Raw genomic sequence first — 22,351 nt, 5'->3', positions numbered from 1 at the left:
ATGTTTGGAGCAATGTTTATCGGGCTTAGCGGTATGAATGCTTATTCTAATGGATTGAGGCAGGTTAGTAATAACATCACTAACCTTAACTCCAATGGTTACAGGGCTACGACGATAGGCTTTAATGATCTGTTTGGCTCAGGCTCAAGTGGCGTTTCTTACACGCGCGGGGGCGGTGGCAATGGAACAGGCGTTGAGTTGTCGCTCGAGCGATTAGATTTCAGCCAAGGTGAAATCAGACAGACTGATAGAGATCTTGACCTTGCAATTGAAGGCAATGGTTTTCTCGTTCTTGAGGGTGGAGGTAACTATTACTACACGCGTACAGGTAGTTTTGAGGTCGATAACGATGGCTTTATTGTTTTAGCTGGCACTGATTATAAATTAACCGTGCTAAATGCAAACGGTAAAGCTGAAAGCCTGTCTCTAGACTCATATCGTATTGATGCGCCAGAGGCGACGACAACAATACAATTTGGCGACAACTTGTCTTCCACCGCTACAGAATTATTGTTGTCTGATGTTGAAGTGTTCAATGCGCAAGGTGCCTCTGATACTTGGCAAATCGCGTTTAATAGAGAAGCAACAGATCCTGAAGGAGAATGGAAAGTTAAGGTAACGAACGGCGCTGGTGATGAATTAGGTGAAAAAACACTAAAATTTATTAATGGTATTATTGATCCAACGACATCTGAACTTGAATTTAGTGATGCTGCTGGCGGGCGCACTGTCTCCCTGGATTTCTCTGAAAATGTCACTTCTTTCTCATCTGGCGAAGTCTCTACTTTGCGTACAACAGATATTGATGGTTTCGGAATTGGCGAAATTACAACCGTGTCTGTCAATGAAGACGGCGAATTGGAAATACAATATTCCAATGAGCAGACAGAAAACCTGGGAGCTATTTCGATTGCAGACTTTCAGGATGTTCAGTCTTTGGAACGTGCTGGTGCGGGTCTTTTTACTTATAATAAATCAACCGGTCGAGAACTGCTGTCTTCTACGAGTGAACGTGTTGGCCTTGTGCGGTCAAACCGTATCGAAGCGTCCAATGTGGATTTGTCGCAGCAATTTGGTGATCTTATTCTTGTGCAACGCGGGTATCAGGCTTCGTCTCAAGTCGTGAGCGTATCTAATGATATGATACAGCAGTTATTTGGACTTCGAGGTCAATAGTGAAGCCAGTCTTCCAACGTTGGTTGCCTGAAAATGCATTGGTCGACGGTGGTGTCAGCCAACAGCTTCACAAGGTTATAGATGCATGGTCTGCACATTGGTTTGTGCAGGCACCAGCCTTTCAAGTACATTTTTCACAAGTAGATACCAAAGACAATGTAGACTTATCTGACGCTCTCGTCTGGCAGGGTAATCGGAACAATATGGCGGCTATTTTAAACAATGATGTTGTGGATTCACTTGGTTTGTCATTATTGGGTCAGCGTGCTGATGTCGGGGCGATCACCGGCGCGTCAAGGCAAGTCTTTCGCGCGCTCTCAAAGCATTGTGTTGAAGATTTGAATGATCGTTTGGCTGAACTTTTCGGGATCAATAACGATCTTGAATTTAAAAATCATATCCCATTGCTTGATCAGGAAGGTTATTCTCTTATTCTGCGACAAGGTGAAAAAGTATTTGGATTAACCTATATTGTGAACCGTGACTGTCTTGTGCATGTTCGAAAAGAAACTTTAGGTGACGTCAATGATGACATTTCTTTTGGGTTAAAGAGTGAGGCTATTGAACAGGAAATAATTACAATTGGGTCTCGGGTTGGCAAAGGAAAAATAAGCCTTGCAGATGCAGAGAGTATGGTTGTCGGTGATGTCTTTGTGCTCGACAGTCTCACAGATAAACCTATGACGGTAATGATAAACAACAAACTTGTTGCAAATTTGAAGTGCCGATTGACACAATCAAATAATGGTAAAACACTTAATCTTACAAATATAACCATGGACGCCACTGATGAATAAAGAAGTTGAAAAAAAAGACGTCGAAGGCAGCAAGGCTAGTAAAACGCTAGCAGATCAAAAAAATGCACAATCTCATATTTTGAGTAATATTGAGCTTACCGTCGAGGCGTTTCTTGGCCAAGCAAAATTAACGGTGAGTGAATTGAATGCACTGAAAGTCGATTCTTTAGTTGAGCTTGATACGGCTCTAAATGCGGCCATTGACCTTCGCTTGAATGGAACGTCGATCGCGAAAGGCGAACTTGTCGCTGTTGGGGATAATTTCGGTGTGCGCATTACTTCCATTGCTCAAACATAGGCTGAGTGGCGCGTGCAATTCTCTAGGATGATATCCCGAAATGTGGCATTCATGCGCGTAGACCTGATGCGCTGTAAACTCTTCATGTTAAAAAAAATATATAGCATATTATTTGTTTTTGGGGCGTCAGCAATAAAAGCAAACGCCCAAACTCAACCTTTGGCAACAGGAACAAGTTTTGAGCCACCTATTGCGCGTCTTGTTATTGGATTGTTGTTATGTGTTTTTTTGGCCTATGCGATTGCGCATGTTCTTAGAAACATCAAAAAAAACGGCCGTAGCGCACCTAACTTCTCTGCCATACTATTTGGCCGTGGCAGTGAGAGAAAGAATACGGTAGCGATCCTAGAAACACACCGCCTTAACGCAACAAGCGATATTTCGTTAGTGGCTTATGATGACACTGAATACCTTATTCTTGTCGGACATGAAAAAGCCCAGATACTGGCTGAAAAAGAACGCCCAATTTCATCTAATTCCTGTTTTGAAAATGCAATGAAAGGTGAAAAAAACAAAGCAGGTGAAATCGAATAATGCGTTTTATCTTTGGAATCACGTTTTTTCTCGCCGTCATTTTTTACGGTTTTGAGCCATCTTATGCTCAGGACACAACACAACTCTTGGGTGAAGAGCAAAGTTCTGGACTTATTCGCACGGCGATTTTACTAACACTTCTCGCCATAATACCAGCCTTGTTCATTAGTATGACATGTTTCATACGCATCGCAATTGTCTTGTCGATGGTTCGCCATGCCTTTGGCATGCCTGAAACTCCGCCAAACCAAGTTTTAGTGACCTTAGCGTTTTTTTTGACACTTTTCGTTATGACGCCAACCCTTACAGAGGTGAATGATTTGGCAGTTCAACCTTTCATCCAAGGCGAAGTCACTTTGGAAACGGCGATGGAGCAGGGAAGTGAGCCATTGCGAGAGTTTATGTTACGCCATACACGCGACAAAGACTTGCAAACGATGTACTCAATCTCAGGGCAACCTTTGCCGCAGACACCAAGCGACGTGAATATGCTAATTCTGACTCCCGCTTTTATCCTGAATGAATTGCGTGTTTCTTTTACAATAGGATTTGTTATTCTCTTGCCATTCCTTCTTATTGATCTTGTGGTCTCAAGTATATTGTTGTCCTTAGGTATGATGATGGTGCCACCATCCACGATTTCACTACCTATTAAACTGTTAATGTTTGTGGTGATTGATGGATGGGCCTTGGTGATACAAGGTGTATTAGGGGGTTTTGGATGACTTTTGAGGGCCAAAATTCTGGCCTCAGCTTGGTTGAGAAACCCCAAAATGTCGAAGCGTCGCTTTGGCGTCGTTTTCGTTATGATGACGACTTGGCATGCCGGGAAAGATTGTTCAACAGCTACAAAAGTCTGGCTAATCAGATTGCTCGTAAACAATTTTCGAGACGGCCTTCCTATGGTCTGGAGTTTTGTGATTTCGAGCAGTTTGCTTTTACAGGCTTATTGGAGGCAATGGACAGGTTTGACCCTCTCAAAAATGTTCCATTCCAAGCCTATGCCCGCTATCGTATTTTGGGCAGTATCACAGACGGTCTATCACATTCTAGTGAAGGCGGGGCACAGTATTCTTATAAACGTCGTATGGAAACAGAGCGTTTAAGATCTCTTAAAGTTTCGAACAGTGATGAGGATGCACTGACCCAAATTTCAAATTTGGCAGTCGGCTTGGCTTTGGGGTTTATTTTGGAAGATGTAGGTGTATCTCAATCGGGAGTAGGGGCTGATCCTGCGCCTAATGCGTATGAAACTTTGTCGTGGCGCGAGTTGCAGGCGAAACTTACAGGAGAGATTGAAAACTTACCATCGATTGAAAAAACTGTTATTAAGCAACATTATTTGTCTGGTGTTGCATTTGTTCAGATTGCGCAACTCTTGAATCTAAGTAAAGGTCGTGTATCCCAATTACATAAGTCCGCTGTTATCAAACTAAAACGGCGTATAGGAAATATATATTAGAGAGAATATAATGAGTGAAATCTGTCCTAACGAGCAAATGGAAGCCTTGGTCGCTGCAATGCAAACTGAGGGAGGAAATGATCTTGCGGCTATTGATGCTCTGCTGGCCGCATTTGATGCTGACCCACGCCTGCACTTTTTGAAAGGCTCTGTGTTAGCAGGTCAAGGAAAACTCATAGAAGCGCATGGCGCTTTATCTAAAGCTGTTGAAATTGCGCCTGATTTTGCAATTGCTCGCTTTCAACTTGGCTTTTTCCAGCTAACGTCTGGAGAATCGAATGCAGCTCTTAAGACGTGGGCCAGGTTAGATGGCTTGCCTGATGGTCACTATCTAAAATCATTCGTCATGGGTTTGCGCCATTTAATCCGTGACGAATTTCAAGACTGTATTGATACTTTAAGGGAAGGAATTGCCAACAATAAGGAAAATCCACCCCTTAATAATGATATGGAACTCATAATCAAACAATGCGTGCCATTACTTAACGCAGATGATGGTAATAATTCCCAAGGCGATGATGACGATGCTACATCTGCAACGTCTTTACTCCTTAATCAATATTCAAGTAAAAACTAGTGTAGTTTGATGACCCGCATCACAAGCACAGATCAAGTTATGCTGCTGATACAAGCGCAGTTACAAAAGAAGAAAAAAACTGAGAAGAAAAAGACCACAGGTCCAAGCGTTTCTAAGAAAGAGGCTAAGCCAAGGCCATTGTCGCGTTTCAGGTCCATGCTCGACCAAGATGCACTTCCCGAAAATGAAGTACACCGCGCGCTAATAACAGGTGTTTTAACCGAAAAGTTCGGCGCTAGCCTAGCGAATGACCCATCATTTCAAGGTGTAATCGATAATGTTTTGAAGGTTATCTCGGATGACTCTGATGGAAAAGCATTACTCGAAAAGGCCATGTCAGAACTTCAAGAGGATGAAGGTAATTAGTGTAAGGTTCTTGAAGATTGTCCGAAAGACGATGATAATCCCATACGTGTCATAGACCGTGAAATTGTGCGCCCTGTATCATCAATGGGCGTGTTAATAGCCCGCTCAAAAATCATCTTCGCTTTTTCTTCATTTCCGCTACTTGATAACATTAAAACCTGTGCGAGGGATGCTGAAAAGCATTCGTTATCTAGTCGCAACGCAGTCTTTGTGCGTCGGCGCGCTTCTGCAAGATTTCCTTCTACCACATCAATAACCGCTAGAGAGCCGTGCGACTCTGCGAAATTATCATCAATGTCTAGGGCTCGCTCGAACCGTTCGCGCGCTGTTTTGTAATCATTTTGAACAAAATGCGCCCAGCCAGCTGCAATCCAGCTACCAATGTGTGTGCCAAACATCTCAGCACCTTTATCGATATTATTCATAGCATCTTCTCGTTCACCATTGACTAGCTGTGCGAGACCTTTGCCAATCCAACTTCTTGGGCCATGTGGATTTATAGAAAGAGCATTGTTGAACATTTCTAAAGCTGCTTCTGGATCATCGTCTCCGAGCGCTAATGTTCCTAGTGTTGTTAAGGCATCTGGATGATTACCAGCCTTAAGCGCTGAAGCCTTAGCCAGGTTAATATCTTCAACATCCATGGCTAGTACAGAGATGGCGGCGTTAAGACCCGCATGCTCTATGCCTGCTGTACTGTAGTCTCGGGCCAAGGCTTCGGCCTCATCAAACTTACCTTGTTCGTGCAGAATTTGCAGATGAAGCATAGCCGCTTGGGGTAAAGCCTTTATCGTAGCCTCATCAAGCAACTCTAGGGCTCGGTCAAAATCTTTTTCCATTGCGATTGACCATGCCAAATTAAACTTTACTGACGGCTCATCTACACCTGTTGCTAATAATGCTTCATAATGTTCGGCTGCTTTGGCAAAGTCTTGTGTACGCATGGCAATTAATCCAGCCATTCCGCGGTTTTTCTGACTCAACGGACCAAGCGCAGTTAGTCTTGTAATTAGACCAGCTGCGAGTTTCCATTCGTTTTCATTTACCGCCAATTCTGTGCAATCAGATAACAGCGGAACATTTTCAGGGTCGCTGGCCAGAAACGTTAAAAGCGATTTTAAGTTTTCGCTGATTTCCTGAGTGATAAAATTTTCGGTCATATCGTTTCTCTTTGGTCATATCGTTTCTCTGAAATTATTGGACTAGCTATCGATTTTCACGATGTCGAATGATTTCAAACTCACGCTGACAGGTATCTCGTTTACTGATAATATTGCGAGCTTTGGCAGAGCTCGACGTGTTAAGACACGCATTTGTCGTCTTACCTCTGCTCCACACAGTAATACAGGGGCGCGTCCTTGCCTGTGCATTTCACCGGAGGTTTTTACAAGTTTGTTAATTAATTGTTGGGCAAGCTTAGGCTCCACTGCCAGTGTCTCTGTGTTACCGCCCTGCATGTTAACTGCTGCTACAATTTGATTTTCAACACGTGGATCTAAACTTATAACAGCCAAATCAGCATGCCGGTCTTTCAAATTATTACAGATGCTGTGGCTCAGGCGCTGACGAATGAGTTCGGTTAAGCGTGTCGTATCTTTTTCAGTGCGCGATAGGTCGACGAGATGTTCCACAATGATGTCGATATTCGCAATGCTAACATTTTCAGACAAGAGGTTTTGGAGAACGCGCTGTATATCAGAAATGGTCATGAGATTGGGGATCAGTTCTTCAATCAACCCACCTTGTCTATCTCGGACTTCTTCAATGAGTTTGACCACTATATTGCGGGTCAGAAGTGTAGAGGCTTCATCTCGCATTATTTCCCCTAAATGAGTAATAAGAACAGTGAGTGGATCAATTATTGTATAGTTTGAGTCTCTTGCTTTTTCCGAGAGTTTTCCCTCAATCCATAGAGCAGGCAGGCCGAATGCTGGATCCGTAGTTTCCATGCCGACAATATCATCTTTTGCGTTGTCGCCTTTTATTGCTAGAACCATGTCAGGATGTATGGTGCCACTGGCATATTGTGTTCCAAACAGCTTAATCTCGTACTCCATGCTACCTAGTTTTTCGCTATCAACGATTTTCATGTTCGGGAAACCGATCCCCATCATTTTTTCATGGGTATCACGTAAATTTGAAATACGCTCCATGATGGTCGCTTCGTTATTTTTCCAAGACTCTGTTAGTTCTGAACCGAAGCCAATTTCAAGCAATGGCAATGGCTTGCTAATCGTGGTCGTCGCTTCTTCTTCGATCTCATCTTCATCTTTGGCTTCTTGGGCAATCCGCCGCATTTTTAAATAGGCCAAGAAACACATTGGGATTAGGATAAACATGGGCCATTTTGGCATACCTGGCATTAGCATCATCGCAAACAGCACAACAGATACAATGATCGGAATGCGTGGTATAGAAGACAACTGTTTGAAAACTTCAGAACTTAATTCCTTATCATTAGAAGACCGTGTAACGATAATACCAGTTGCGACTGCAATGATTAAAGCAGGGAGTTGTGTGGCAATGCCGTCGCCAATTGTTAAAAGTGTAAAATGCTCTAGGGCTTCGCCCCAACCCATTCCCATTTGTACTACACCAATAATCCAACCAGCAATTATATCTATGAGAATGATGATAATGCCAGCTATCGCATCACCTTTTACAAACTTACTTGCTCCATCCATAGAACCGTAAAAGGAGGCTTCCTTTTCTAATTCCTCGCGTCGACGAAGCGCCTCTTTTTGATCAATTAGCCCCATGTTCAAATCTGCGTCGATACTCATTTGTTGCCCAGGCATGGAATCGAGTGTGAATCTCGCCGCGACCTCAGATACGCGTTGCGCTCCCGATGTCACCACGACATATTGAACGACAATTAAGATGGAAAAAACAACAAGACCTACAATGAAATTGCCTCCAACGGCAAAAGTCCCGATTGATCCGATAACTTGTCCTGCTTCTCCACCTGTTAGGATTAGGCGGGTTGCAGCAATATTTAAGGAGAGTCTAAATAGGGTTGTTATTAAAAGCAGAGAAGGAAAAGTTGAAAAGTCTGTCGGCTTTTTAACATAAAACGTGAGCATTAAAATCGTTAAACCAAAGCCGAAGTTAATCACGATGGCCATGTCAAGAGCCATGGGCGGAATCGGCGAAAACAGAACAACAAGTATCAGAATCATGCCAAATACCAGGCCAAGATCCTTATTGTTTTCAAACCATTTAAACATTAGTCTTCCCCAAGGTCATGCCCAGTATCCGTTTCATCGTTTGATGACTGGTCAGCATCTTTAGGCGATACGTTTGCATCCCCATTGCCCTTATTATCATCAGCTTTATTGTCTCGCCTAGATTGCTTTTGACGATATAGCCTTAAGTATATATCGGCAACAGTTTGATAAAATTCTGCGGGAATTTCTTCTCCTGAATTCGCGTATTTATACAAGGCGCGAGCCAACTTTGGCTGCGGTACAATTGGAACTGACAATTCAAAAGCTTTTTTCTTTAAACTTAGGGCAAAATTATTTCGTCCTTTTGTTGAAACCATCGGCGCTATCATCTTCTCAGCGTCATATTTCAAAGCGACTGCATAGTGTTGCGGATTTACAATTAGAACATCGGATCCAGGAAGGTCCCCCGATCCTTGGGTTTGCTTTATATATTCGGCGTGCAGTTGTTTACGCTTTTGCTTCATACGCGGCTCGCCTTCACGGTCCTTATGCTCGCGTTCAACCTCTGATTTGCTCATACGCATTTGTTTAGTAAATTCTTTACGGACAATAATTTGGTCAATCGCGGTAAAAAATAGCGCTAGTAAAGTGTACATGAATAATAAGCGTAAGCCACCGCCATGAAGCGCACGAACTAAACCATCTGCATCTATAAGTGTAGGGGCGTAAATCCGGAGGCAGTACATAATCAAAAGATATGTAGCGCCGAGATATATACTCATTTTGATAATGTTTTTCCCGGCTTCTTTTAGCGTTCGCATCGAGAAGATGCGTTTAAGGCCTTTACCAGGATTAATTTTACTGAAATCGGGCTTTAGAGGATGAGTCGTAAAAATTGGACCTCTCAATTGTATCAATTGCATAAGCACTACCGTCACGAAAAGCGTTGCCCCCAGAAGGGCAAGCGTTTGTACAGCCGGCCAATACACCAATCTAATAGATGTCAAAGCCAAATTCGGGTCTTCCGCACCTTCTATGGAGGATAAAAATACCCGCCGCATCATCATGGTCAATTTGCGCATAGTTTGCGGCCCTGCGACAATCGCATAAATTCCGAGAGCGACCAATAATCCGAAGAAAGCAATATCTTGGCCCTTTGCAACCTGTCCTTTTTCACGGGCTTTCTTGAGTTTGAAATCTGTTGGTTCTTCAGTTTTATTTTGTTCGGTTTCCGACATGAGTGGCCTTTACCAGGCCATCATAGGGATTGTCTCTATAGACAGGCGTACTAGCCGAATATAAGTGGCAATAGAATAGCCGATAGCAATAGGTAGTGTTGCTAACACGGCTAATGTTTTGACCTGAAAACCAATCAACAATACATTCATTTGCGGGAGTGTGCGGGAAAGGAAAGCAACCGTTAAGTCAATCAGAAACAATGTTAAAAATATAATGCCTGCTAAACCTGTCGCTAAGGCGAAGGCTGTTGAAATAAAAGCTAAAAATACAGATATATTTGGCTCAATGAAGCCAGCCCCAAGAGGTAGTCGTTCAATCGACTCCGCCCATATAATAAGCAGGTCTGTCGGAGCATCAAGCGAGAAAAAAACCGCGCCAGCAGCATAGGCGAATATTGTCCCAATTAGCGGGCGTTGCGACCGAGTTGTCGGGTCTATGAGTAAGGCAAGGCCAAAGCCTGTTTGCACATCTACAGCACGCCCAATCATCAAAATTGCTGCGCTTACCCATTGCAATGATAGCATTAGTGTTGTGCCAATGATTATCTCACCTAATGCCAGCATCGGTAGATTGTATAAATTGATGTCTCTAAGATATGTCGCTTCGGGCTTTGATAGTACTAGCCAAGTCGCCAAACTGACTCCTAACAAGACGCGAATTGTTGTTGGGACTCGCAGAAGGGTAAAGGGTGGCGCAAAGGCAAAAGTTGGCGAAATGCGTAAGCTAATAAGCAGAATAGCTAAAATTTGCGATGTAAATTCTTCCATGCTACCGTCAACTTAACCCGGGTATGATTTGATATAACGACGTTGCAAAACTACCAATACGTCCAATCATCCAAGGCCCCAGGCCAATTAATAAAAATGCTGTGACGAGTATTTTTGGGACATAACTCAGGGTTATCTCTTGAAGTTGTGTGGTGACTTGAAAGATACTAATCAAGAGGCCTACAAAGAGCGTTGCGAGTAATATGGGCGCTGCAACAATAAGCGCGTTCCAAACCATCTGACTAAGCAGATATACCGCTTGATCTGTTCCCACAATTCTCTCCCCCAAGTTTGTATTTATAGGCTACCCTAAGAATTGTGTAAGTCAAACGCGTAATGAAACCGCTGACATTTAATGCAGATATACATTGCTAGTTGCGCTATTTGTAGAAATCAAAGCTAGACGAGCTGATTAATTCGCTCAGACAGTCAGTTTTAAAAATTAATCTCTAAAGAATTGATAATGTGCACTTTTTTCTTGTTCAATCTGTTCTTCCTACCTAGCAAATTGTTGCAATCAGTATTTTTCAAATTTTTTTCTAAACTTTTTTGTTTTGTTCCTGATTAGGGAAGTGAGAGTAATTTTATCACGAGTTTATCATGGTTGCAGTATTTACAGGTCTGGGCGCTGGGTTTGAGCGGAGTTCTGCCGCGCAGATAGGCACGGCGGGCCTCTTGGGCGGCGGCGTGCAGGGGCGCGGCGGCGACGTTATTTCTGTAAATGCCGCGACAGGCAACCTATTGATTAACCGCCAAGACGACTTTTTAGTTGGTAAGGGTCGCGATGTTGGCATCAGCCGAACCTATAACTCTCTAGGCGCGCTGGATGAAAACGGCGATCATTGGCGTCAGAGTACAGATCGCCGGGTCCGCAGCCATTCAGGGTCGATTAATGCGGCGGGTAGCACAATCAACCGCATTTCTGCGGATGGTTCTGAGGTGACCTATACTTACAAGACCATATCTGGCGTTGCGGCTTATTGGGCGACGGACGGGGCGGGGGCGCATGATAAAATCACCTATGCATCATCAAAATGGACATGGACAGACGGCAATAGCGGCGCGCGTGAGGTTTATTTTGGCACGGGGACTTATATCCGTGAGGCCTATGACCGTGACAATAACAAGGTCACATTCACATATTCTGGTTCAAAGTTGTCAAAAGTAACAACGGCGGATGGCGGCTATCTTAAATATACGTGGTCTGGAAATAACATCACCTCGATTGAGACCTATGCTAATGGCGGGTCCGTCAAAACGCATACGCGCACGCGTTATGCGTATGATAGCTCTAACCGGCTGATTAAGGTTACAACGGACCTTACGCCTGAGAATAGCTCTGTCTCTGATGGCAAGATTTACGCGACCAATTATAGCTATCATGGGTCGACTAAGCGTATCGCGAGCGTTACGCAAACGGATGGTTCGCGCGTTGATTTTGCCTATGATAGTTCAGGGCGTATTACGCACATCACGCAAAAGCCAGGGAATGGCGAGCCGGATCGGCAGACGCGGCTGACATATGCGAGCAATAATGCTTATACAAATATTTACGATCCCTCGGGCACGCGCGCGATTTTGTACCATGACGCGAATGAACAGCTAACGCGTTCGCGCATTTATGCCCCTGCCAATGGCATTGATCACTCTAATTACTTTACATATGACAGTTCAGGTAATGTGACGTCAGTTAAGGACGCGCAGGGCAAAACCACAACTTACCAATATGATGCACGGGGTAATGTCACCAAGGTTATTGACCAAGCCGGACGTCATACAAATAACATCTATGATGCGAACAACAATCTGACGCGGGTGCAATCAGAACGTTCTGACGCAACCGCGTCAAATGTTTGGGGTTATGACCGCTTCGTTTATGACGGGGAGGGGCATCTTCGCTATAGCATCAGCGCGCAGGGCTCTGTCACGGAATACCGCTATGACTCGGCGGGTAATCTCACTTACGAGATTCAATATCCAGAGAACGGCTATAGTACAAGTTCGGCGATACCGACATTGTCGCAAATGGATGCGTGGCGGAACGGGCGCGACCGTAATGAGTCGCAATTAACGCGTCACCTCTACGATGCCAAAGGCAATCGCACGCGCACAATTAATTATGGTGATACGAATGCTAGCGGCGGGGCAACAACGGCGGAAGGTTATGCGGACTTACGCTATACTTATGATAGCGGCGGGCGTCTTTTAACGAGCAAGTCAACACGCGATATTGGGTCTATCTATACCTATGATGGCCTTGGCCGCATGGTAACGTCGCGCGACGTTAACGGCGGCACGACCAGCATTGTGTTTAATGATGCGGCGACCAAGACGATTGTGACGACGGCTGGCGGGGCTGTCACGACCTCGACATATAACAAAGCTGGCAACCTTATTAGCACGACCAGTAGCGGTTCTTTTGATGTGACGGGGACATCCACCCATAAATATGACAAGGATGGCCGGCTTCGGGTGAGCACGGATGAGACTGGGCTTAAGACCTATTTTATATATGACGAGGCAGGCAATAACACAGCGATTGTTGATCATGCAGGGTTTGTTCAAGAGTTCCGTTATGACAAAAATGGCCGCCAGATTGCGGCTGCGCGTTATACAAATTACAAGGCCACAGCTGCGCGTACCGCTATGCTGGCTACGTTGGATAATCCAAATAATACGCTGCAAGCCAAAGACGTGCGGCGCGATATCAATCAAGCGACCAATCACCATAGTTACGATATCTGGCAGTGGACAGCTTATGATAATAAAGGGCAGGTCACGCGCACGGTGATGGGCGACGGCTCTGTCACGACCTATAGCTATGATCATGCGGGTCGTCTTGTTCAGACCAAAGGCTATTTTAACAAGCTCAGCGCGGCGCAGCTTACGAATTTGCACTCGGGCACATCGGCGAGTGCTTATTTGCCATCGGCCAACGCTAAAGATGCGGTTGATCGTACGTTTTATGACCGCGACGGGCGGGTTGTAGGTACGCTCAATGGCGATGGTTACCTTACGCGCATTACCTATGACAAGGCAGGGCGTAAAATCCAAGAAGATAGCTATGTGAATGCCGTTCCTACGGCTTATCGCACGGGCACATTTAATGCCGCGCATGGTGCAATTTCCAAAAGCACCGCAACAGATCTTTTGACGCGTTATGTCTATGACGGCCAAGGAAATTTGCGCTTCCAAATTAATCCTCTAGGGCGGGTTACGGAGTATGTCTACGGTAGCAGCAGTGCCGCTATTGGTTTGGTGCGTCAAACTATCAACTATGCTCAGGGTCTTTCTACGCAATCGAATTATAAATACACGACTGTTAAGGCCGCCGTGGCGGCTTTGGGTTCGGCGAGTTCTAATCGTTCAGGTTACGCGGTCTATAATACTAAAAACCAAATGGTTTATAGTATTGACAGCACGGGTTCCGTGACTCGGTTTAATTACGATAATCGCGGTAATGTGACGAAGACCACACAATATGCGAACACGCGCACGACCTCAAGTGTACCGACTGAGGGGCAAATGAACAGCTGGGCGGCGGGGAATGCGGCTAATGCCCGCATTAGCCGCAATTACTATACGGCTGGCAATGTGCTACGCTTTAGTGTTGATGCAGAAGGCTATGTGAAGCGTTTTGACTATGATGCGGCGGGGCGCATGACGCGCGAGATCCGCTGGACGGGTAAAGTGACCCCGACCGATAGCTGGAGTACATCAACGATAAACAGCACCAATAAGGGCGGCTGGGTTGATACAAAATACAGCTATGACCATCAGGGGCGTTTGTCATCTGTTTACGACGCCAATGGGACGAGAAATTATAAGGGCTACTATGCCAATGGTGAGGTTGCGTGGGATATAAGGGCCTATGGCCAGGGCCGGGATGAGAGCCGCGTTCTTTTTGTCAATGATGCTGCGGGGCGACTTAAGCACAAGTTTGAATATAATGTAGGAACATCGGGCTCTCGTAATCAGACAAATTACGCCTATGATGGTCTGGGTAATCTAACTCAGGTCGTTGATACGCGCAATGTGCATGCTTATGCGACTGCTAATCAAACCACAAACTTCACCCATGATAAGCGCGGCAATGTCCTCACGCAGACCAATGCAGAAGGTGGGGTGAGTTCGTTCACTTATAACGGTTTTGGTCAGGTTAAAACGTCCACGGATCCGAATGGTAATACGACGACGAATAGCTATAACCGTGCGGGGGAGCTCACGCGCACCACGGATGCTTTGGGCTATCATACAGACTTTACCTATACGGCCTTTGGCGAGCAGAGAACTGTTAAGCGCAATGGGGCGACGACGACCTTTGCCTATGATAAGCTAGGGCAGGTGACCCGCGTTACAGATGCGCTTGGTAAATATGAGGCCTATAGCTATACAGCTTTTGGACAGCGGGCCTCTGTCCGCAATAAGCTCGGCGGCTATACCCATAATACTTATGACAAGCGCGGCCAGATGACCCAGAGCCGGGTTATCGCGAATGTCTACAACAGTACGGGCGGTTTGGTAGCATCTGAGATTATCAATAAATATGAGTATGACAGCCGTGGTAATCAGACAAAGGCCATTGAGGCTTTTGGGCGTACAGAAGCTCGAACCACGACTTATGTTTATGATAATGCCGATCAACTCATCCAGAAAAAAGGCGACGCGGTTAGCATCTATACATCAGGGGCTGATAGCAGCGCATCGACAGTTACGCCGACTGAGTATTTTACCTATGATCGGCGCGGCAATCTGATTGAGAGCAAAGACGCGAACGGGGCGCGCACGCTTTATTACTACGACAGTATGGACCGCGTCACGCATCAGATTAGCCCTGAGGGCACGCTGGTGCGTAATTTTTACGACGCCAATAGCAACCTTATGGAAACGCGGGTTTACGGCACAAAGGTGAGCTTGCCGACCAATGCTTTGGGCACGCCGCCAGCGGGTTCAGGCGCCTACCGCCGTACAACCTTTGTTTATGATAAACTCAACCGTATGACGGACAGCTATGTGCATGATGTGCAGACGGCTAAGTTCGGGACTAGCCTGTCGATTACGGCGGCGACTAATGATTTGCGCACGCAATATCAGTATGACGCCAATGGCAATGTAACGAAGGTTATTGATCCGAATGGTGGGCAAACGGTTAGCACTTATGATGCGCTTGGTCGCAAGACCCGTCAGGTGGATGCGGGCGGCTATGTTGTTGACTGGACGTATAATGCGGATGGCAATGTCACGCGTGAATTGAAACATGACGGCACGGGTGGGGCGGATAACCGCATTACTGATTTCTTTTATGACCTTAACGGTCGTCGTACAGGCGAGACACGCTATCATGTGAAAGTCTTTAACGGCAGCACGGGTGAGACCACGGTGCATTCTAACATCAGCTATACCTATAATGCGCTTGGTCAAGTCACGCGCAAGACGGAAGCGACGGGCGAATATATTGACTACGCTTATGATAATCAGGGGCGCATGAATTACGAGACGCGCAGTGCTTATGATGATTATCGGGATGGAACCACTCTTGTTAGTCCTAAGGTGCAATATCTCTATAACGGCCTAAATGATGTCTCGCGTGTTTATAAATATGGCACCACAGGAACGGTCGCCTCTGATTCTCATTATGTTTATGCCAAGGGTGGGCGCCTGACCTCTGTGACGGATGGTAACGGTTTTGTGCGGACGTACCGCTATGATGCCAAGGGTCAGATGGTGCGCGAAGAATATGCGCGGGTGACCAATGGGGCGACGCAGATTGAAGGCATTGGGTATGACTTTGATAAAGAGGGCCGGGTAACGGCGCAGGGCGCTGTGGTCAAATCGGGCTCTACATGGAGCCGCGGGGGGGCGGCATTGGATACGGTGAACACCAGATATAACGCCTTTGGTGATGTATCAGAGCGCGGGATTAACGGCAAATACGCTGAGAAAATGGCTTATGATAACGCTGGGCGCTTATGGCGTACCAACTCGGGTGACGGCGCTTATAAATACTTCATGTATGATAATAACGGTAACCAAAGCCTGGTTATGACGTCTAACGGACGCAATATTGATAATAAGACGATTGCGCAGGTTCTGGCCGTTTGGGGTGTGTCGTCTAATGGTGCCAATGCCAATAGGATTAACACGGATTATGAATCCGATATGGCTGCGGTCATTACTAAATATGATGCGCGTAACTTAGCGATTGAGGTGCGTGAGCCGGAGCGCGAGCATCATAATGCGGCGGGTACAAAACTGCGCGCTGATTTTGTAACTAAGCGCGGTTATAATGCTTTTGGTGAGGTGATTTCTGAGACTGATGCCAATAATAAAACGATTAATTACACCTATAATACAATGGGCCGTCGCACAAAGGTCCAGAGCCCAACCGTGTCAATCACGGGCGAGAACGGCGTTAAATCCAATGTCCGCCCCACGGAATATTACTATTATGATATCTCTGGACGTCTGGTGGCCAGTAAAGATGCCAATGGCAATCTGACCAAGCAAACCTTGCTGGCGGGTACGGGGTATAATGGCACTCAAGCCTTGATTACAAAAACGACGGCTGCTGATGGCAGCACGGTCACAACGGGCTATGATATCCAAGGCAACGCCCGAAAGATTACCGATCAGCTTGGCCGGGTTACAACAAACACCTTCGATAAGATGGGCAATCTGACCCAAATTAATCACGCTAGCGGCCTGATTGATTACTTCTCTTATGACGGGCTTGGGCAGCAATATAAGCAGTGGAATAATGTTGCGGTCACAAACTCTTATTTTGATAAAATTACAGGCACGACGATACCTGGTGGGCCTGATTTTGCGTCCACTGATTATGACGCGCAGGGCCGCATTGTTGTCCAGCGCGCCATCGGGGGCGATATCACCGCGACCAGCTATAGCTTTAGCGGGACGGGCGTTTTGGCAGGCAATGGCGGTTGGCTCCAGACGACAACGATTGCAAATGGTAAGCAAAGCAAGGTCTATAAGGATGTCTTTAACAAGGCCATTCAAAGCCATGATCTGGAGAACCGTCAGGTTAATTATACCTATGATAAGGGCGGACGCTTAGCACAGGCTTCGGGTGTAGGTCTGGACACGCAGACTTATCATTATCTGAATACAAGCAAGCTTGATAAGCTGGTCATAAGCGGGGCCGTTTATAGTAATTATAACGTATCGCGTACGACGGATTATGGCTATGATAAAACGGGTAATTTGACATCTGAAAAGTTCACTCAAACGACGACTGTTCAACATAGTGACGACTATTATGACGATTATTATGAAGCGGTTGACTATGATGATTATCACGGAACGTATCAACAGTTCCTTCAAGAGAATGGCCTTGTTCCTGGAACCTATACGACAACAACACATATCACGCTTCAAAATGCGCGCGCGACATATGACGCGCTAGGCCGAATTAAAAGCTGGAGCGAACTTGGCACAGCGGTGCAATCTGGCTATACGACGAAACTACCGGCAGCGTCCAAAGTGTTTGAGTATGACGCACAGGGCAATATCCGCCGCACGCTTTCCACACACCGTACACTTGACGGGCAGGGCGTGGCCTCGACCACGACGACCACCAAAGATATGTGGTATAAGTTCGATAATATGAACCGCATGACCACGGCGGATGGTGCTCTGCTTGGGACGTCCATTGTGCGCGGCGCAAACGGTGTTGACATCGCCTATGACGCGGCGGGGCAACGCGCTTATACGCTCAAAGATACCACAACATACACCTTCCCAAAGGGCGGTACGGCGACCACGACAACAACCACCCACCGTGAAAACTACACCTATAATACGGGTGGGCAGGTCACGCAGGTTCGCACGACATCATCTACAACGGGCACGCCGGGCGCGGGCGGTACGCTGCGCTCATCTATGAGCTATGACGCCATGGGCCGCCAGACACTTCAAAAAGATTATGAAGCAAACGGGACAACAGTCGCGTTCCAAAGCACCAAGATTTATAACAATAAGAGCCAAATTACGAATGACACCTCCATTACCAAGCGTTCGGACGGGACCTTCAAAAGCGTTACGACCTATGATTATGGCGCAGGTACCTCTTATGCCCTAGGTGCAGCCAACACGGTAACAACGGCTAATTATAAAAATAATAGCCATCAAAACACATCGCGCACGACGAATAGCTATGCTTATTATAATGGTGCCGTGCAAACGCGGGCCACCTTTGACGGTAATATAAGCTCGTCGAGCGACCGCATTAATACGACCTATTACACAAACTCCAAAAGCGGCGTTCTGCTCTCGGCCCGCGTGAGTGACGGGCGTGCCCGCACGGTCACCTTTACGGTCGATAATCAGGGCCAAACCATCCGCCGCGACGAAAGAGACTATAAAGCCGGCGGCGATCCGCATGAAATCTGGTACCGCTACGGCGGCACAGAAATGGGCTATGTCGGTAATAACGGCACGTTCAACACAAGCTATAGTCAGTCGATAACGGACCGTACAACGACCCCCACAACAGGCACCAATGCGGGCGCGTTTAAGCATGGCCGCACAACCGGGGCCAATCACGCTGACTTTGAGAGCGCCTATAAAGCGATCAATAGCTATAGCCAAGGCAGCACGTCGGGCAGCTACACAGTGCGCAGCGGCGATACGCTACAAAGCATTGCGGCTAATATCTATGGCGATAGCAGTCTGTGGTATAAAATCGCCTCTGCAAATGGCATGACAGGCAGCGCGGCCCTCATCGAAGGGCAGTCCCTCAACCTGCCGTCCGGCGTGGTGAAATCAACGCATAATGCGTCAACGTTCAAACCCTATGCCCCAGGCGACGTCCAAGGCGACCTAAACCCCACAACACCCCAACCGCAAAACGCCGCCAAAGGCAAAAAATGCGGCGTCCTAGGCGCAATTCTGCTGGTGGTTGTGGCCGTCGTGGTGACGCTGGCCACCGCAGGGGCCGCGGCGGCAATCATAGGCCCTGCTGGCGCAGCGGCAGGTACAGCAGGAGCCGCAGGTTCTGCACTCGCGGGCGCAGGTGCAGCTCTCACTGGAGGCGGCTTAGGGTTAAGTGGCCTCACGGCCGTAGCCGTTGGAGCAGGCGCAGCCGCAGCGGGTTCAATAGCCTCACAAGCCGTTGGCGTAGCCACAGGTATCCAAGACAAGTTTAGCTGGAAAAATGTGGCTCTTGCCGCGATTGGCGGCGGGATTAGCGCAGGTCTAGGTAATATTGATGCTCTCTCTACAACCGCTAAAGGACTAACTACGGCTGATAAAATAGCGCGCGGGGCAGCCAGTGCGGCGGCTGGTAGTGCCATCAGTCAGGGTATCGGTGTTGCGACTGGTCTTCAAGATAAATTTAGCTGGGCCAGTGTTGCTGCGGCAGGCGTTGCAGGCGGAGTTAGTGCAGGTATCAGCGGTGCTGTTGGAAGGTTTGCACACAGCATTGCAGATGGAAGAACGGCTGGAGCTATAGCTGGTGCTATACAAGGCGGGGCTGCCGCTATAGCTAGTGCTGCAACACGAAGCGCGATTAATGGCACCAGTTTCAGTGATGGTATAATAGCCGCCATACCTGATGTTGTTGGGCAGGCTTTAAGTGGTTATATCGATGCCTGCTTTGTTGCAGACACACTCATACACACGCCTGATGGCCTTAAACGCATTGATGAAATCAAAGTCGGTGATTGGGTTTATTCTCGCGACGAACATTTCAACAACCATGACGTCCACCAAAAACAAGTGATTGAATTGTACCGCTTTGAAAACAGGACGACTCTGGACGTGACAATTGCATTCAAAGACGGGGCGGAAAATGTACTCCGTACAACGCCTGAACACCCTTTTGCCGTTATTGAGGGCCGTGTTTTACAAGATGCAATAGAGGGACATAGGCAGGCCATAAACGGCGAAACGCTAAGCATGGTCAACACGTACGATTGGCGCTCTGCAGGTGATCTCTCTGTCGGTGACCGTGTTATCGGTATTAACGGACAAGAAGGCCTTGTGACTGCCCTGGATGAAGTCGATGAACTTTCAACAGTCCACAACTTTGCCGTTGAAGACCACCATACCTATTATGTCGGCGAGAGTGGTGTGTGGGTGCATAATAGATACAAGTACGACATGCCAAAAGATGAATACAAGGCATTAAAAGAAACTCATGGTAAAGAAAAGGCCGACGCAATGGCTAAGGTGTACCGCGAGGATAATATTCTTAAAAAATTTGGTATTACTGATGCAAGTCGTATCGCTGAAATACGAAAAATAAGAGATGAGACTGTAGCGAATAGAAATATTGATTCGAACTATAGAACACCTTTAATTGCCTCTAACGGAAAGATTGATCTTTCGGTTGGTAGTAAAGCGGACTTAGCAAGAGCGTTGGGTTTCGCAGGCTATGACGAAGGTTATGACGTAGTCAAAAAATTCTATAGGAAGGATCAACTGTTTTTTGAAGCTATTCTTGCCACCGATCCAGCACTTATCTCTGCAGGACAAAAATTATCCTCTGGTACTTGGTCAAACGATAACAGAAATTTCGTGATGCAAGATAATCTGTCGATTCAGGAATTTAATATAATAGCTAGTGTGGGTCTTTGGAAAAATTTTGTTGGTGTTGACAAATTCCCCTCTGGTGACACTAAAAAAGGAAATTGGACCGGTGCAGAGGTTCAAAATATTGCTGGTGTAAAGAGTGCGTCGACTGATCCTGTTGATGCTGGCCTAAAGGTGCGACAGGCAGTCTTGAGCGTAGCGAAGTCCATTAATTACGGCAGTAACTCGGGAACTTCGGGTGCAGAGAGGGGAGTCGTTTTTTCTACTAACGCTCAAATGGAAATTGGTATAAGCCAGATCGCGATAGGTTCTTACACTGCTACTGCTTTTATCGATTTCAGGAAAACTAACCACGTCGCCTTCGCTCATGCGCATCGGGATGCTGATCAAACAGTTGGGCCAGGAGACAATTTAATTACACGTACAATTGATAAGCCAAACTTTATGATAACCAGAAACAGCAGAAAAATTACTGAAATTGGACGGCAGACTTATAATTCAAAAGCAAATGATTATGTTATTAGGGAATTGAATTCAGATGGGACTGCAAGAAATTGGAAGAATTTTGACTTCACAGTCGAGAACTAAGCAAGTGTTCCGATACTTGTTAATTAATTTGACGATTTTTATGGTCAGCGCTTGCGCTTCAAGCCCAAGTGCGCCTCTTTTTTTAGAGAATGAAGAGACAATTCAACGTCCAACTAGCATATTTGGTGTAGTTGGTAGAGTCTATGAGCTAGAGTTTCTTGGAGATGCTAGTGACTATTTTAATGGTTATGAAGAATTTGCACACAATTTACTTGCGGCTAGGATTAAAGTTGAAGTTATAAGTAATGCGATCGGTTATACTAATAGAGAAACCCTAAGTGGTCTTGTTGTTGTTGGGGCCGCTTCAGACGTTGACCCAAGTCAAGGGCCAATTTTTGTTATTGGTGAAGTTAAGTCTACCTCGATAGACGAAAGCGACGATGTTTATATTCACGATTGGGGGCGTTTAACAATTAGCATGTGTATGAGGTCGGAAATACTTGAAAGTGTAAATTCGTCTGCTTTTCATGCTCTGGAAGATAGACGCTCAAAACACACGAATAATAGCTCCCAAGTTTCTAAATCAACTGTTAGTGACCTGCTAGAATTACAAGATAGTGATGTATACATTAGTAAAGATGGAGCTCGGACTTGCTACAATCCGCCGCCTAACAGCGTACGAGTTCATGACACTATTAAACCTAATGCAAGGCGAAGGTTTAGAATTAAACCCTAGTGATGACGATGTGCCTCCGCACACGCTGAGTTGTGTAATGCCGTGTGCGGAAACGTCAACGGACAATATATACGGCGATAGCAGCTAACCCCTGCTGGAGCCTTTTCCGGTTTTATTCAATCCCCCCGGATTAAATAATAGGCCGCGCCTACC

The 22,351-nt window shown here is 46.3% G+C and carries 15 protein-coding genes; 10 read left to right on the top strand and 5 right to left on the bottom strand.

Annotated features, from left to right (window positions below; translation table 11 throughout):
* The 8 genes from AB6B37_RS11040 (at position 1) to AB6B37_RS11005 (ending at position 5,210) form a co-directional block, all read left to right on the top strand.
* The gene (locus AB6B37_RS11040) at positions 1–1,176 is read left to right on the top strand and encodes a flagellar hook-basal body complex protein (RefSeq protein ID WP_371395852.1); all 1,176 of its coding nucleotides are present in this window, start codon (positions 1–3) and stop codon (positions 1,174–1,176) included.
* The gene (locus AB6B37_RS11035) at positions 1,176–1,973 is read left to right on the top strand and encodes a FliM/FliN family flagellar motor C-terminal domain-containing protein (RefSeq protein ID WP_371395851.1); all 798 of its coding nucleotides are present in this window, start codon (positions 1,176–1,178) and stop codon (positions 1,971–1,973) included. The genes AB6B37_RS11040 and AB6B37_RS11035 overlap by 1 nt, the downstream gene beginning before the upstream one ends.
* Positions 1,966–2,271, top strand: a complete 306-nt coding sequence (locus tag AB6B37_RS11030) for a FliM/FliN family flagellar motor switch protein (RefSeq protein WP_371395850.1) — start codon at positions 1,966–1,968, stop codon at positions 2,269–2,271. Before AB6B37_RS11035 ends, AB6B37_RS11030 begins: the two co-directional genes overlap by 8 nt.
* An 84-nt stretch (positions 2,272–2,355) precedes the next feature.
* On the top strand, positions 2,356–2,805 hold the full coding sequence (locus AB6B37_RS11025; RefSeq protein ID WP_371395848.1) for a hypothetical protein: 450 nt from the start codon (positions 2,356–2,358) through the stop codon (positions 2,803–2,805).
* Complete coding sequence (gene fliP, locus AB6B37_RS11020; RefSeq protein ID WP_371395847.1) at positions 2,805–3,530, top strand: flagellar type III secretion system pore protein FliP; 726 nt, start codon at positions 2,805–2,807, stop codon at positions 3,528–3,530. Before AB6B37_RS11025 ends, fliP begins: the two co-directional genes overlap by 1 nt.
* Positions 3,527–4,267 (top strand): sigma-70 family RNA polymerase sigma factor, encoded by a 741-nt coding sequence (locus AB6B37_RS11015; RefSeq protein ID WP_371395846.1) that lies wholly within the window; start codon positions 3,527–3,529, stop codon positions 4,265–4,267. Before fliP ends, AB6B37_RS11015 begins: the two co-directional genes overlap by 4 nt.
* Before the next feature lie 10 nt (positions 4,268–4,277).
* Positions 4,278–4,844 (top strand): hypothetical protein, encoded by a 567-nt coding sequence (locus AB6B37_RS11010; RefSeq protein ID WP_371395845.1) that lies wholly within the window; start codon positions 4,278–4,280, stop codon positions 4,842–4,844.
* 9 nt (positions 4,845–4,853) lie between these two features.
* The gene (locus AB6B37_RS11005) at positions 4,854–5,210 is read left to right on the top strand and encodes a hypothetical protein (protein ID WP_371395844.1); all 357 of its coding nucleotides are present in this window, start codon (positions 4,854–4,856) and stop codon (positions 5,208–5,210) included.
* On the opposite strand, the gene AB6B37_RS11000 is transcribed toward AB6B37_RS11005, so the two are convergent.
* Genes AB6B37_RS11000 through AB6B37_RS10980 form a run of 5 tightly spaced genes read right to left on the bottom strand, consistent with a single transcriptional unit; the run spans position 5,207 to position 10,657 of the window.
* Positions 5,207–6,370, bottom strand: coding sequence for a tetratricopeptide repeat protein (locus AB6B37_RS11000; RefSeq protein ID WP_371395843.1), 1,164 nt, complete (start codon positions 6,368–6,370; stop codon positions 5,207–5,209). The genes AB6B37_RS11005 and AB6B37_RS11000 overlap by 4 nt on opposite strands.
* A 42-nt stretch (positions 6,371–6,412) precedes the next feature.
* Positions 6,413–8,437, bottom strand: coding sequence for a flagellar biosynthesis protein FlhA (locus AB6B37_RS10995; RefSeq protein ID WP_371395842.1), 2,025 nt, complete (start codon positions 8,435–8,437; stop codon positions 6,413–6,415).
* Positions 8,437–9,615 carry a flagellar biosynthesis protein FlhB gene (locus tag AB6B37_RS10990; protein ID WP_371395841.1) on the bottom strand — a complete coding sequence of 393 codons (1,179 nt, stop codon included), beginning with the start codon at positions 9,613–9,615 and terminating at the stop codon, positions 8,437–8,439. The genes AB6B37_RS10995 and AB6B37_RS10990 overlap by 1 nt, the downstream gene beginning before the upstream one ends.
* Before the next feature lie 9 nt (positions 9,616–9,624).
* Positions 9,625–10,383: a flagellar biosynthetic protein FliR gene (locus tag AB6B37_RS10985; RefSeq protein WP_371395840.1), complete on the bottom strand. Its 759-nt coding sequence runs from the start codon at positions 10,381–10,383 to the stop codon at positions 9,625–9,627.
* Positions 10,384–10,390: 7 nt separating this feature from the next.
* Entirely contained in the window at positions 10,391–10,657 is a 267-nt protein-coding gene (locus AB6B37_RS10980) for a flagellar biosynthetic protein FliQ (protein WP_371395839.1), read from the bottom strand.
* A 326-nt stretch (positions 10,658–10,983) separates the two neighbouring features.
* Here AB6B37_RS10980 and AB6B37_RS10975 point away from each other — a divergent pair, with 326 nt between their 5' ends.
* A complete protein-coding gene (locus AB6B37_RS10975) occupies positions 10,984–21,522 on the top strand; it encodes a polymorphic toxin-type HINT domain-containing protein (protein WP_371395838.1) in 10,539 nt (3,512 codons plus the stop codon).
* Positions 21,473–22,198: a hypothetical protein gene (locus AB6B37_RS10970; RefSeq protein WP_371395836.1), complete on the top strand. Its 726-nt coding sequence runs from the start codon at positions 21,473–21,475 to the stop codon at positions 22,196–22,198. The genes AB6B37_RS10975 and AB6B37_RS10970 overlap by 50 nt, the downstream gene beginning before the upstream one ends.
* The last annotated feature ends 153 nt before the right edge of the window (positions 22,199–22,351 follow it).

It is taken from the genome of Fretibacter rubidus (assembly GCF_041429785.1).
Classification (GTDB): domain Bacteria; phylum Pseudomonadota; class Alphaproteobacteria; order Caulobacterales; family Maricaulaceae; genus Fretibacter; species Fretibacter rubidus.
Note: the sequence above shows the minus strand (reverse complement) of the source record. Positions and strands in the feature narration are given on the sequence as shown.